General features: G+C 58.1%; 15 protein-coding genes. 7 read left to right on the forward strand and 8 right to left on the reverse strand.

The features are described from left to right. The first annotated feature begins 211 nt into the window (after positions 1 to 211). Both AC07ZE_RS14290 and AC07ZE_RS14295 read left to right on the forward strand, forming a co-directional pair. Positions 212 to 1,042, forward strand: coding sequence for an undecaprenyl-diphosphate phosphatase (locus AC07ZE_RS14290; protein WP_207265369.1), 831 nt, complete (start codon positions 212 to 214; stop codon positions 1,040 to 1,042). Beyond that, the gene (locus tag AC07ZE_RS14295) at positions 1,039 to 1,467 is read left to right on the forward strand and encodes a DUF1294 domain-containing protein (protein ID WP_207265370.1); all 429 of its coding nucleotides are present in this window, start codon (positions 1,039 to 1,041) and stop codon (positions 1,465 to 1,467) included. The genes AC07ZE_RS14290 and AC07ZE_RS14295 overlap by 4 nt, the downstream gene beginning before the upstream one ends. Before the next feature lie 36 nt (positions 1,468 to 1,503). Here the strand turns inward: AC07ZE_RS14295 and AC07ZE_RS14300 are convergent, their stop codons facing one another. Then, complete coding sequence (locus tag AC07ZE_RS14300) at positions 1,504 to 1,863, reverse strand: MmcQ/YjbR family DNA-binding protein (protein ID WP_207265371.1); 360 nt, start codon at positions 1,861 to 1,863, stop codon at positions 1,504 to 1,506. A gap of 233 nt (positions 1,864 to 2,096) precedes the next feature. Here AC07ZE_RS14300 and AC07ZE_RS14305 point away from each other — a divergent pair, with 233 nt between their 5' ends. The 3 genes from AC07ZE_RS14305 to AC07ZE_RS14315 all read left to right on the forward strand — a co-directional run bounded on the left by AC07ZE_RS14305 (position 2,097) and on the right by AC07ZE_RS14315 (position 4,287). Then, positions 2,097 to 3,047, forward strand: coding sequence for a LysR substrate-binding domain-containing protein (locus AC07ZE_RS14305; RefSeq protein ID WP_207265372.1), 951 nt, complete (start codon positions 2,097 to 2,099; stop codon positions 3,045 to 3,047). 144 nt (positions 3,048 to 3,191) lie between these two features. Further along, the gene (locus AC07ZE_RS14310) at positions 3,192 to 3,743 is read left to right on the forward strand and encodes a chalcone isomerase family protein (RefSeq protein WP_207265373.1); all 552 of its coding nucleotides are present in this window, start codon (positions 3,192 to 3,194) and stop codon (positions 3,741 to 3,743) included. Positions 3,744 to 3,762: 19 nt separating this feature from the next. Next, positions 3,763 to 4,287 (forward strand): DUF3833 domain-containing protein, encoded by a 525-nt coding sequence (locus AC07ZE_RS14315; protein WP_207265374.1) that lies wholly within the window; start codon positions 3,763 to 3,765, stop codon positions 4,285 to 4,287. A gap of 1 nt (position 4,288) precedes the next feature. Here the strand turns inward: AC07ZE_RS14315 and AC07ZE_RS14320 are convergent, their stop codons facing one another. From AC07ZE_RS14320 to AC07ZE_RS14345, 6 genes are read right to left on the reverse strand one after another with little or no spacing between them, the layout of a single operon-like run. Next, positions 4,289 to 4,786, reverse strand: a complete 498-nt coding sequence (locus AC07ZE_RS14320; protein ID WP_207267815.1) for a DUF2878 domain-containing protein — start codon at positions 4,784 to 4,786, stop codon at positions 4,289 to 4,291. A gap of 2 nt (positions 4,787 to 4,788) precedes the next feature. After that, positions 4,789 to 6,054, reverse strand: a complete 1,266-nt coding sequence (locus tag AC07ZE_RS14325) for an SAM-dependent methyltransferase (protein ID WP_207265375.1) — start codon at positions 6,052 to 6,054, stop codon at positions 4,789 to 4,791. Beyond that, the gene (locus AC07ZE_RS14330) at positions 6,041 to 6,832 is read right to left on the reverse strand and encodes a DUF1365 domain-containing protein (RefSeq protein ID WP_207265376.1); all 792 of its coding nucleotides are present in this window, start codon (positions 6,830 to 6,832) and stop codon (positions 6,041 to 6,043) included. The genes AC07ZE_RS14325 and AC07ZE_RS14330 overlap by 14 nt, the downstream gene beginning before the upstream one ends. After that, the gene (locus AC07ZE_RS14335; protein WP_207265377.1) at positions 6,829 to 8,076 is read right to left on the reverse strand and encodes an NAD(P)/FAD-dependent oxidoreductase; all 1,248 of its coding nucleotides are present in this window, start codon (positions 8,074 to 8,076) and stop codon (positions 6,829 to 6,831) included. Before AC07ZE_RS14335 ends, AC07ZE_RS14330 begins: the two co-directional genes overlap by 4 nt. Continuing rightward, positions 8,073 to 8,834 carry an SDR family NAD(P)-dependent oxidoreductase gene (locus AC07ZE_RS14340; protein WP_207265378.1) on the reverse strand — a complete coding sequence of 254 codons (762 nt, stop codon included), beginning with the start codon at positions 8,832 to 8,834 and terminating at the stop codon, positions 8,073 to 8,075. The genes AC07ZE_RS14335 and AC07ZE_RS14340 overlap by 4 nt, the downstream gene beginning before the upstream one ends. Further along, positions 8,831 to 9,253 (reverse strand): nuclear transport factor 2 family protein, encoded by a 423-nt coding sequence (locus AC07ZE_RS14345; protein ID WP_207265379.1) that lies wholly within the window; start codon positions 9,251 to 9,253, stop codon positions 8,831 to 8,833. The genes AC07ZE_RS14340 and AC07ZE_RS14345 overlap by 4 nt, the downstream gene beginning before the upstream one ends. Before the next feature lie 540 nt (positions 9,254 to 9,793). Here AC07ZE_RS14345 and AC07ZE_RS14350 point away from each other — a divergent pair. Further along, positions 9,794 to 10,405 (forward strand): FMN-dependent NADH-azoreductase, encoded by a 612-nt coding sequence (locus AC07ZE_RS14350; RefSeq protein WP_095194183.1) that lies wholly within the window; start codon positions 9,794 to 9,796, stop codon positions 10,403 to 10,405. 177 nt (positions 10,406 to 10,582) lie between these two features. After that, positions 10,583 to 11,620, forward strand: coding sequence for an alpha/beta hydrolase family protein (locus AC07ZE_RS14355; protein WP_207265380.1), 1,038 nt, complete (start codon positions 10,583 to 10,585; stop codon positions 11,618 to 11,620). 25 nt (positions 11,621 to 11,645) lie between these two features. On the opposite strand, the gene AC07ZE_RS14360 is transcribed toward AC07ZE_RS14355, so the two are convergent. Then, complete coding sequence (locus AC07ZE_RS14360) at positions 11,646 to 12,833, reverse strand: MFS transporter (protein ID WP_207265381.1); 1,188 nt, start codon at positions 12,831 to 12,833, stop codon at positions 11,646 to 11,648. Between the last annotated feature and the right edge of the window lie 95 nt (positions 12,834 to 12,928).

Genomic DNA, 12,928 nt, shown 5'->3' on the forward strand with positions numbered 1-12,928 from the left:
CAGCATCCTGTCCGGCCCGATAACGTGGCAACGCCAATCGGGCTTCTCTCACAGGATTTCGGCCGCGCGCGGAAAAACCTGAATACAAATTGATTTTTCACGGAATTTTTCCCGGCCTGCGGGTATCTTGTGCGCGCGGGTTTTCAACTACGCTGAACGCTTTGAAAAATACTAACGGGGCATGCGTTGACGCATAGCCTTTGGGGGATTGATGGATCTTTGGACTGCCTTTCAGGCGTTGATACTTGGGGTTGTAGAAGGGCTGACAGAGTTTTTGCCCATTTCCAGTACCGGGCACCAGATCATTGTGGCCGACCTGCTCAATTTCGGTGGCGAGCGCGCCATGGCGTTCAACATCATTATCCAGTTGGGGGCGATCCTGGCGGTGGTGTGGGAATTTCGCCGCAAGATTTTCGATGTGGTCATTGGCTTGCCGACGCAACCCGGCGCACGACGCTTTACCGCGAACCTGCTGATTGCCTTCTTTCCCGCCGTGGTTCTGGGGGTGATCTTCGCCGACTTGATCCATCACTATCTGTTCAACCCGATCACGGTGGCCGCCGCGTTGGTGGTGGGCGGTATCGTCATGTTGTGGGCGGAAAATCGTCAGCATGAGGTGCATGCCGAAACAGTGGATGAGATCACCTGGAAAGATGCCCTGAAAGTCGGCTTCGCCCAGTGCCTGGCGATGATTCCGGGGACCTCTCGCTCCGGCTGCACAATCATCGGTGGATTATTGTTCGGCCTGTCGCGCAAGACCGCCACCGAGTTTTCGTTCTTCCTGGCGATGCCGACCATGGTGGGTGCCGCCGTGTACTCGGGCTACAAGTACCACAAGCTGTTCGTCCCGGCCGATTTCCCGGTATTCGCCATCGGCTTCGTCACTGCGTTCATCTTCGCGATGATCGCCGTCAGGGGCTTGCTCAAGTTCATCGCCAGCCACAGCTATGCGGCATTTGCCTGGTACCGCATCGCATTTGGCCTGGTCATCCTGGCCACCTGGCAGTTCGGCTGGGTCGACTGGACCGCGGTCAAGCCATGAGTGACTCGGGCGCGCGCAACAACTCTGGACGCCCATCGGGCGGCGAGATCCGTAATCTGCGGTTGAAGTTGCTGGTGTTCGCGATCCTGTGTGCGTTGCCGTTTTTCGGTTCGATGTCGATGGCGTTGCAAGGGGTTTCGCTAATTCCCCTGGCGGCCTACGGCATCGTCAGCGTGCTGGCGTTTTTGCTGTACTGGAGCGACAAGCGCAAGGCGCGCGCCGATCACTGGCGTACCCCGGAGAACGTCCTGCATGCGCTGGAGTTCGCCGGTGGCTGGCCGGGTGCCTTACTGGCGCAGCAAATGTTTCGGCACAAGACGCGCAAGTTTTCCTTTCAACTGGTGTTCTGGCTCATCGTGCTGCTGCATCAGGTGTTCTGGATCGACATGTTGTTTCTCGGCGCACATCTGTTTGCATTGTTCTGAAAGACAGTGAGCAACCCCGGTGGGTTGTTCGTTGGTCTAGAGCAGCAGCCCGACCTGCGCGCGCTTGGGCAACTTGCCGACCACCAGTTGATGGGAGCGTCGCAACAAGCCCTGCAACTCCTCGGCGCCAAGCGGGTAGGGCGTTGCCATGATGACCCACTGGGCCCGCGCCAGATAAGGCGCCGGATGAATGCCGGGACGGTCGCAGTGACCGAGAAACAGATCCTTGTCGACCTTGAATGCCAGCGAGTCACCACGCAGGTTCTGCAAGGCGAACATCTTGGTCCCGGCCACCGAAAACACCCGCACGCCGCCCCACTTGTAATCCTCTCGAGCACCGGGCAAGGCCAGGCAAAAGGCCGCGACCTGCGCTTCACTCATGCGTGCAGCCTTCATAACAAATAGTCTCCATGGGCATTGAATGTTTCGATCAAATGGTTGAGCCGGGCACGTAATGCGGGCTGCGAGTCACCAACGATCATGCTCACGCTGTCGTGCGCCAAGTCCGATAAAGGGCCTACTGCAGCCTCTGCACCCGCTTCGAGCGGTTTCTCCCGGCGGGATATGTGAAACACGTTCTATCACCTGCGATACTCCGCCTTGTATTCAGACTGCGAGTAAATGGCTCCGTGTACGATTTCAATGATTTGTACTTTTTTGTTCAGGTCGTCGACCACAACGGTTTCACAAGTGCGAGTAAAAAACTCGACATACCGAAATCGAAACTGAGCAGGCGCATTGCCTCGCTTGAAGAGCGGCTCGGTGTCCGCCTGATCCAGCGATCAACCCGCAAGTTCACGGTCACAGAGATCGGTCAGGATTACTATCGCCATTGCGTGGCGATGCTCGTTGAAGCCGATGCAGCCGAACAAGTGGTCGAGCATTCGCGCTCCGAGCCTCAGGGAATCGTGCGTATCAGTTGCCCACCGGCTTTGGGTGCCATGGGGGTCAGTGACATCATCGCGGAGTTCATGGTACTGCACCCTAAAGTTCAGGTGCATATTGATAGTACAAATCGCCGCGTCGATGTGCTGGGTGAGGGGTATGACATCGCGCTGAGAGTGCGTTTTCCGCCACTGGAGGACGACAACCTGGTGATGAGAGTGTTGGGTGACAGCCATCAGAAACTGGTGGCGCGACCATCGTTGATTGAAGGGTTGACGCTGCAAACACCCAAGGATTTGGCGCGTTTGCCGAGCATGGATCTTGGTCCACCCAACCGTGAGCACAAGTGGACTTTTTTAGGCGCAAAAAATCAACTGATCGAGGCCGTCCACGCGCCAAGATTTGTTACTTCGGACCTTGATGCACTGCACCGTGCCGCCGTACAGGGGGTAGGGGTCGTGCAAATGCCTGAGATCATGGTTCGCCATGCCATACATGATGGACTCTTGGTGGAAGTACTGCCTGAGTTCGTACTTCGTAGTGGGCTTATCCATGCGGTCTTCCCGTCTCGCAGGGGGTTACTGCCTTCGGTCCGCGGCCTGATCGATAAGTTGGCCGTGGATTTTGGCGCCAACGCCGAAGCGGACAGGATCGCTTGTGAGAAAGCCGGGAAGGCGCATCCGGCCATGCGGTAGGTGCAGATGTGGATGACTTTGCCAAAGCCGACGCCAGGAGAGCCCTGCGAAGGCATCCGCAGCGCCTTCGAGATAAAAGCTGTACAAACTAATAATTTGGTATAACTTTTAAAGGCATCTCTTGAGTCTTATCGAGGCCTTTGCATGAGCCAGCAGAAGGACCGCTTATTCCGCCACCTTTTCTGTCTCGTTCCGATGCTCCTGAGCGCAGACCTGTTAGCTGATTGGCGCGAGGCTTTACCCGATGCTCGTCGGATGGGGAGCGGGGAGCTGCGCGTATTCGGTTTCTCCATCTACAGCGCGCAATTCTGGAGCCCACACCTGATTGTCGGTGATCCGACCCGCGCGGATAGGCCTTTTGCGCTGGAGCTGACCTACCGTCGCGCTATCAGTCGCGAGGATCTGGTCGAGGCCAGCATCAAGGAGATCAGACGCCTGTCGCCCACTCCTCCGAATTCGGAGTTGATGGCCCGTTGGGAGCAGGAGATGCGGCAAGCGTTTGTCGATGTGCGCGCCGGTGATCGCATCACGGGTGTCTATTTGCCCGCTGAGGGCGCACGTTTTTACGTCGGCGACAATCTACGGCATGTGGTGAGGGATGAGGCGTTCGCCAAAGCTTTTTTTGCCATCTGGCTTGACCCCCGAACCCGCAACCCGCAGTTGCGCGCCCAATTGCTGGGCGCCGCAAAACCCTGAAACCGTAGAGGTAACGCGCATGTTGAGGATCTGGATATTGGCGTTGTGCATCAGCCTTGCAAGTTGCAGCCGGGTGGATGTGCAAACCTACAGCCAGGAAATGCCCAAGCTTGATTTGCGCGAATTCTTCGAGGGGCGGGTCGAAGCCTGGGGCATGTTTCAAAAGCGCTCAGGTGAGGTCACCAAACGCTTCCACGTAGAGATCCATGGCCACTCCGTCGGTAACCAGTTGATCCTCGACGAGTCGTTTACATACAGCGACGGTACTCAGCAAAAACGGGTGTGGACGCTAACCCCGGCCGGACCAGGCCGATGGCGTGGAACCGCTGGCGACGTGGTGGGCGAAGCGCATGGCGAGGTTGCAGGCAATACATTGCGCTGGCGCTATGTGCTGAGGTTGCCGGTGGATGGCAAGGAGTATGAGGTTCATTTAGACGACTGGATGTACTTGATGGACAAGAACACCATGATCAATCGCTCGTTCATGACCAAGTTTGAAGTGGAAGTTGGCCAGATCACCTTATTCTTTCGCAAGCAGTCTTGAGTCAACGCGCAGACTGTAGGGCTATCCAGTGCAACGCTGGCATCAATAGCGCCCATATCAATGCGAGTATCAGAACACTGGGCCAAACACCCAGCGGCAGGCCCACGTCCGCTAACCTGGCGCCGCCCCAGTAAGAGAGAGGCCCGCCAAATGCCCCCAGTAAGCTGCCCATCCACCAGGGACGCTTTGTCCAGCTCAGGCTGTGACGCAAAGTGCTGGCGAACAGAAGCCAAAGTATTGCCAGCCAAAGGGGTAAAACAAGCATGGCACCGGGAAACTGAAATACCCCAAGGTGCAGTAGAGCACTGTCCAGAACCCAACCGCAGGCGGCCACCCATAACAGGAGGCGCCACTCATCAGGATTCTTTGAAATCCAAAGCAGGTGTATCGCCAGACAAGTTATTGCAATCAGCAATAGCCACGGCCGTTGCGCACCCAAAACGCAGGCGAACCAGCCGAGCTGGAAAAGCCCTGCGTTGAGCAACGTCCGGCCTCGCACGTTCACGCCTCTAGACCGAAGGGCTGCGGCCGTGCTCCGGGTTTGGCGAGTAATAGGTGCGCGGTGCCGATGCTTCGTTCCAGAAAGCCGCCCTCGCAGTAGCACAGGTAAAACTCCCACAGGCGGTAAAACGTCTGGTCGTAACCCAACGCTTCCAGGTTGTGCCGGCCACGTCGCAGATTGTCATGCCACAGGCGAAGGGTACGGGCGTAATGAAGGCCAAAGTCTTCCATGTGATGAAGGTTCAGGTCGGTGTCGCGACTGATGGTCTGCAGCATGGCGCTTACCGAAGGCAAGGCACCGCCTGGAAAGATGTAGCGCTGAATAAAATCGACGGTTTTTTTCGCCTGCTCATAGCGCTGGTCCCGAATGGTGATGGCCTGCAATAGCATAAGGCCGTGTTCTTTGAGCAGATGGGCACACTGTTTAAAGTAATCGGGCAGGAAGCGGTGGCCGACGGCCTCGATCATCTCGATCGACACCAGCTTGTCGTATTGGCCCGTCAGGTCACGATAGTCCTGCAACAGCAGGGTAACCCGGCCTTGCAGGCACTGCTCTTCGATCCGGCGCTGGGTGTAGGCGAACTGCTCACGCGACAACGTGGTGGTCGTGACCTTGCAGCCGTATCGGGTGGCCGCATAAATGGCCATGCTGCCCCAACCGGTGCCGATCTCCAGCAGGTGGTCACTGGGTTTGAGATCGAGCTTTTGGCAGATGCGCTCCAGCTTGTACATTTGAGCTTGTTCGAGGCTATCGTTGTTTGAGCGGAACATGGCGGCGGAGTACATCATGCTGGGATCCAGCAGTTGTTCGAACAGCGCGTTGCCCAGATCGTAATGCGCACAAATGTTGCGTTGCGAGCCTTGGCGGGTGTTGCGGTTGAGCCAATGCAGCGCTTTTACCAAAGGGCGGCGTATAAGTGCCAGGCCGCGCTCCATTCCATCCAGCACCTCGAGATTGGCAACGAACACGCGGATCACGGCGGTCAGATCGGGACTGCTCCAGTATCCGTGGATGTAAGCCTCGCCGGCGCCAATTGAGCCATTGACCGCCACCATTGGCCAGAGCGCCGCATTGTGCACTTCGATTTCGCCATGTGGCGTCGCACCAGGCTGGCCAAAACTCAGTGGCTCACCGTCGACGATGATTACCAAATGACCCTGGCGCAGGTGCGCCAATTGACGCAAGACGCCTTTCTTCAATACACGCGCGCCCACCCCGTTGGCAGCAGAGCCACAGGTTATTGGGGTCAAGCTAGGATTCGTCATGGCGAGACTCCAGGTTCGCGGTGCGATATTCACCGACGGCAGCTTTGTGGGAAAACAGTGGCAGGCGCTTGAGCAGCAGACGCAGGGCTTGCGAGTAAATGCCGAGCAGGGTCTTGCCGGTCATCCAGGGAAAGTCCAGAAGGTGGCGATGCAGGCTTTGGCGCGTCAGTTCGACACGCTCCAGACCCAGGCCCGCCTCAAATATTTTTTGCTCACCTTGCCAATCCTGCATGGTCACGTGCAGCGCCTGGCCGGGAGCGGAAAACCGCATGCGGTACTCCAGATCTCGAGGCAGGAAGGGCGAGACGTGAAAGCTCTTGGCGACCCTGTGGCGTGAGTCACCGGTAGCGTTGGTCGGCAGCACATAGTGGTAACGCTCTCGCCAAGGGGTATTACTGACTTCGCAGAGAATGGCGGCCAGGCTGCCGTCCGATTCAAAGCAATAAAACAAGCTGATCGGATTGAAAGACAGCCCCCAGCTGCGTGGCTGGGTGAGCAGACAGATTCTTCCCTGCGGCGCGTGCCCGAGGGCCTGTTCCACACGCTGGCGTACAGCGTCGATCAGGGACATGCCCTGACGCGTTGACTGCGGCAGGTAGTCAGTTTCGCGGAAGGCAAAGGCAGCCCAGCGTGAATGTCCGGCCAGCCACGACAAGGCCAGCACCTGTTGTTGTTCCGCCAGATCCAGATAGAGCATACCCATGCGGTAGCGAAACCCATGGGCGCGCGGCAGCAGCCGGCGGTGGCTGACCCAGCCGCGGTACAGCGCGCTGTTCACAGTCGTTCTCCGAACGCGGCTGCCACTCGCAAGGCACTCACCACGCCGTCCTCGTGGAAACCGTTGGCCCAGTAGGCGCCGCAGTAATAGCTGTTCTGGGCGCCTTGTAATTCTTGCCATCGTGCCTGTGCAACCAGTCCTGCCTGGCTGTATTGCGGGTGGGCGTAACGGAAACGGTCGAGGATTTTGCTCGGTTCAATGGCCGCGGTCTGGTTCAGGCTGACGCAGAAGGTGGTGTTGCTCTGCAGCCCTTGCAAGATATTCATGTTGTAGGTGACAGCGGCCAGATGCTGGGCTGAGTCACCGAGGCGGTAATTCCAGCTCGCCCATGCTCGGCGACTTTTCGGCAACAGACGGGTATCGCTGTGCAGCACCACATCGTTCTCGGCGTAGTGCAGTGCGCCGAGTATCTCCCGTTCGGCTTGGCTGGGAGCGACCAACAGGCGTAATGCCTGGTCGCTGTGGCAGGCGAACACTACGTTGTCAAAGCGCTTGCTTCCTGTCGCACAGTGCAGGGTGACCCCACCCAAGTCACGCTCCACCCGATACACCGGGCAGTTGAGGCGGATACGCTCGACAAAGCCGGCACTCAAGGCGGATACGTAACTGCGCGAACCGCCGCTGACCACACGCCATTGTGGCCGATTGGTGACGGACAGGAGCCCGTGGTTTTTGCAGAAACGTACGAAAAACTGGAAGGGAAAGCGTTGCATCTCGCCCAGTGACATCGACCAGATAGCCGACCCCATAGGGACTATGTAGTGTTCGATAAAACGTTGGCCGTAGCGGTTTTCCCGCAGATAGGCACCCAACGTGGTGTCGTCCGTTATGCGCTGTTCGTCCAGGTCACGCAGGGCTTGGCTGTTGAAGCGTAAAATCTCGCGCAACATGCCCCAGAAACCAGGTGAAAGCAGATTGCGCCGCTGGGCGAACACCTGGTTGAGGTTGCTGCCATTGTATTCAATGCCGCTACGCGGATCCTGAACCGAAAAGCTCATTTCGGTGGGTTGCGAGGCTACGCCGAGTTGATCCAGCAGACGGATGAAGTTGGGATAGGTCCAGTCGTTGAAGACGATAAAGCCAGTATCGATGGCATGGCGTTCGCCCTCTACTTCGACGTCAACCGTATGGCTATGACCACCGATCCAGTCACTGGCCTCGAATACAGTAATGTCTTGCTGGCGGTTGAGCAGGTAGGCGCAGGTCAGACCGGAAATACCGCTACCGATGATGGCTATTTTCATGAAGATTCTTCTTTAACCGGACGTACCATGCGTTTGCCCAATGCCAGTTGCAGGCGCTGAGGCAATATTGCTAACGCGCGAAGAGCCGCAATGAATGGACCTGGAAAGGCGATTTCCAATGGCCGTTTTTCCAACCGGGTGGTGATGTAGGCGGCGGCTTTACCGACCGGCCAGCGCATCGGCATCGGGAAATCGTTCTGTTGTGTGAGTGGCGTATCGACGAAGCCCGGGCTGACGAGCGTGACGTCGATACCCTCGTGTACCAGGTCGATGCGTAACGATTGAAACAGGTAACGCATTGCCGCCTTGGAGGCGCCATAAGCTTCGGCGCGCGGTAACGGCAGGTAGGTCACCGAACTGCACACTGCCACTAGATGAGGCCGCTGAGCCTTGCGCAACAGCGGTAGGGCAGCTTCCACGCAGTAAGCAGCGGAAAACAAATTGGCCCGCATCACGCGTTCAATCATGTTGGCTTCAAAGAGGCCTGCATCCAAATACTCGCAGGTGCCCGCGTTGAGGATGACCTGATCCAGATGACCCCAGACTTGCCCGATTCGCTGCCCCATGGCCTGAACCACGCCAGGCTCAGTCAGGTCACCTGGCAGAAGCAGTACTTGTTGCGGATAGTTCCTGTGCAAGCTTTCCAAGGCCTTTACATTGCGGGCACTGACGGCCAGGAAATGACCTTGGGTCAGTAAAATATCCGCCAGGGCGGCGCCAATGCCGCTGCTGGCTCCAGTGAGCCAGATGCGTTTCATGCCAACCTCCCTTTCAGCCAGCCAATGGCGGTCCCCATTAACGGCAGATGCTCGTAGAGCAGGGCGCCTGCATCGAAATAGTCGCGATGCTGATACACCTTCTCGTGCCATCGCAGATACGAACAGCCAACAACCTCTATCAGTTGGCCGCGGCGTAAACGGGGATGACGGTAATGCAGGGTCCAGCGCAGATAGCCGGCACCTTCTTGCACCTGGTCATAGCTGTGAAACGTGAAGCCAAGTTCGCTGACGTTGGCATACAGCTCTGTGAAATAGTCCTGCAACGCTGTCAGGCCCTGGATCTCATGGAGCGGATCACTGAAGCGCACATCGTGGCTGTACAAATCCCCGAGCGTGTGCAGATTAGCGGCGTTCAGCGCTGCGAAATCGTGGGCGAAACGTCGCAGGAAGTCAGACACGTTGCGTCTCCATTGCCTGTCGGGCCTCGGGCAAATTCAAGGGCTGTAAGGGGGCCGCGGCGACAACAGAGGCGGGTCGCGGATCACTCGCCAGGCGGGATGAATCAGTTCGCGTGCAAGGGGCGCTGATCCTGGTCTTTCCGGTGTGCGCGCGATCGACCATGGAGCTTCCCCCCTCTCTCTTTACTTGTACAATTCTATGTCTCTTGTATAGTTTTTAAAGGATAGGGTGCATGCTGTACAAGTCAATTTTTTTGTATAACTATTTCAGCGAATGTCCGGATCAACATTCCGTGACGGCAATCAGGGATTTGTTCGGATGCCACGGGTGGCTGCGCTGGGATTTGATGCTCAATAATCAGCGAGGAGAGGTGACGGAGAAGCTAACCTCTTGGGTTTGACGGTATTGCAGGTGAACCTCAATTGTTCTGTCGGTAGGACAAACTTTCGCATTTTTGCAGTCTAATCACCCATTGGTTTCGTCTGTAGGATTGTCTCCATCCGATCGCCCTGGCGGCGATCCTCACCTGGAGATCCCACATGAAACTGCTGCATATCGATTCGAGCATTCTTGGTGACAACTCGGCTTCCCGTCAGCTGAGCAGCGAAGTTGTGAAAGCCTGGCAAACCGCCGAGCCAACAGCCGTGGTGACCTACCGCGACCTGGCCGCCGATGCCATCAGCCATTTCTCTTCGACCACCCTGGTGGCCGCCGGTACGACCGCTGAACTGCGCGACGCCGCACAACAGCACGAAGCCGAGCTGAGCGCCTCGACCCTGGCCGAATTCCTCGCCGCCGATGCCGTAGTGATTGCAGCCCCGATGTACAACTTCACCATCCCCACTCAACTCAAAGCCTGGATCGACCGCATCGCCGTTGCCGGCCAGACTTTCCGCTACACCGAAGCCGGTCCAGAAGGCCTGTGCGGTGGCAAGAAAGTGGTGATCGTTTCGACTTCCGGTGGTCTGCATGCGGGCCAGGCGACCGGCGTTGCGCATGAAGAGTACTTGAAAGTGATGTTCGGTTTCCTCGGCATCACCGATATCGAATTCGTACGCGCCCACGGCCTGGCATACGGGGACGAAGTGCGTATCAAAGCCATGAGCGACGCCCACACGCAAATCAGCGAGCAACTGTTCGCCGCTGCGTAAGGCTTGCGTAAAGACGTCACACGACGCAGGCAATCCCCAAAAAACTCTGTATTCTGATCACGCAAGGGTCAGATACGGAGTTTTTTGTTTCTAGTTGTTGCGTGATTGCAAGGGTGTGGCCCGGGTTATGCAGTCGAGGGGAGAACGTCTTCGGTTCGGTACAGGGTGGAGCATCCCATGATGCGTCTTTGTGCAACATTACTGATATGCCTGTTCAGCAGCCTGAATCCGGTGCACGCCGCCCCTGCGCCGCATCCTCACTGGAGCGTCGGCTATCACGAAATGAGTTTCCTCGATCCCCTCGATCTGCAACCGATGCGCGCCATCGCGTTCTATCCCTCCAGCGAAAAAGAGCACGCCAGCAAGCTTGAGGGGTACACGGTGGAGGCCGGCGAAGACACCAAAGTCGCCATGGGTCGTTTTCCGATGCTGATGCTGTCCCATGGGAACACCGGGACCCCGCTGGCCCTGCATGACCTGGCCACGTCGCTGGCACGCAAGGGGTTCGTGGTGGTGGCGGTGATTCATCCGGGGGACAACTCTAAAGACCATAGTCGGCTCGGCACCATGAGCAACCTCTACGGCCGGCCGATCCAGATTTCCGAAGCCATCACCGCAACGCTGGGCGATCGCATGCTGGCGCCGTTCGTCAATGCCGATCAGGTTGGCGTCATCGGTTATTCGGCAGGTGGGGAGACAGCGTTGATATTGTCTGGCGCGACACCGGACCTGGATCGCCTGCGCCGTTACTGTCAGGAACGTCCGGACGATCGCGATGCCTGTAACACTCAGGGCGAACTGATCGTTGACCGTGATGACTTGCAACCGGTCGCCGACCCGCGCGTCCATGCGTTGTTGCTGATGGCGCCGTTGAGCCTCAAGTTCGGCCGTCATACCCTGGCCGACGTGCATGTGCCGGTGCTGCTGTACAGCGGTGATGGCGACAAACTGGTGCCCTTCGACAAAAACGCCGCCGCACTGGCGCGCAAACTGCCGGTCGCGCCAGACTTCAAATTACTGGCCGGGGCAGGGCACTTCGTGTTCATGGCACCGTGTAACGACGAACAGCTCATGATGATGCCGGCACTGTGCACCGATGCCGATGGCGTCGACCGTGAAGACATTCATCGCAATCTGATTTCCGAAGCCGGGCGCTTCTTCTCCCATACCTTGGGCAAGGCGACCCGGGCGGGGATGCAGACCGCGGATCAATAGATGCCTACAGGGATTGCGGTGGGCCTTAATCCATCGCCCGGCGCTTGAGCAGCAATGTCAACGCCAACGCAGTCACCGACAGCAAGGCCGCGATAAAGAAAATCCACGAATACCCCAGGTTCAGCGCCACGGCGCCCATTAATGGCCCGGCAATCGCCAGTGCCAGATCGAAAAACACCGCATAGGCACTCAGCCCCGCGCCACGGCTGGAGTTGGGCACTTGCTTGATCGCCTCGACGCCCAAGGCCGGATACACCAGCGACAGGCCGAATCCAGTCAGCCCGGCGCCGATCAAGGCGTAGCCCGTCGACGGCGCGAACCACAGCAGCACAAGGCCGACGGTTTCGATGGTCATGCAGGCAATGGCTGAGCTAAATCCACCGAAGCGGCTGATGCTGGAGATGAACAACAAGCGGGCCAGAATGAAGCACACGCCGAATACCGTCAGGCAGTAAGCCGCCCCGGTCCAGCCGCGATTGACGTAATACAGGGTGATGAAGGTGGTCAGGGTGCCGTAGCCGATGGAGGCCAGGCTCAGGCTCGCACCGAAGGGCGCAATGCGCCCGAACACGGCCCGGAAAGGCAGGCGTTCACCCCGTACCACCGGCACCGAAGGTTTGTTGCGGATCAGCAGGAGCCCCAGCGCGGCCAGTACCGACAGGGCGATCCCCAGGCTGGTGAACCCCAGCTGATCGACCATCACCACGCCAAGCGGCGCGCCGATGGCAATCGCACCGTAGGACGCGATGCCGTTCCATGAAATCGAGCGCGCCGTGTGTTCGGCGCCCACTTGGCCCATGCACCAACTGATGGTGCCGACCCCGATCAAGCCTTGGGCGATGCCGAGCAACAGGCGGCCGGCGATCAGGATCAGCAGGCTGAGCAACGGCAAGCTTTGCAACATCGTCGACAACAGTGTCAGCACGCCGCTCAACACAATGCCCGCCAAACCGTAAACGATCGCGCGCTTGGTGCCGATGCTGTCGGACATGCGCCCCGCCATGGGCCGGCTGAGCAGGGTGGCGAGGTACTGCGAGCCGATGGTCAACCCCGCGATGACCGCGCTGAACCCGAGTTGCTCGTGGACATACCCCGGCAACACCGCAATCGGCAGGCCGATGCACAGGAAGGCAATAAAGGTATAGAAAACGATAGAGACGATCTGCAGGGTGATCGCCATGGAACTTTGCGGTGGCTGTTGCTGCGCAGACATGAGGGCTCGTTCGCGGGCGGCGGTGGGAGAACTGCATGATGGCTTGGCGGCAGGATAAAAGGAAGCAGGCTAACTACTTGTCTCTCGATCATCGT

The organism is Pseudomonas sp. GW101-3H06 (genome assembly GCF_059424605.1).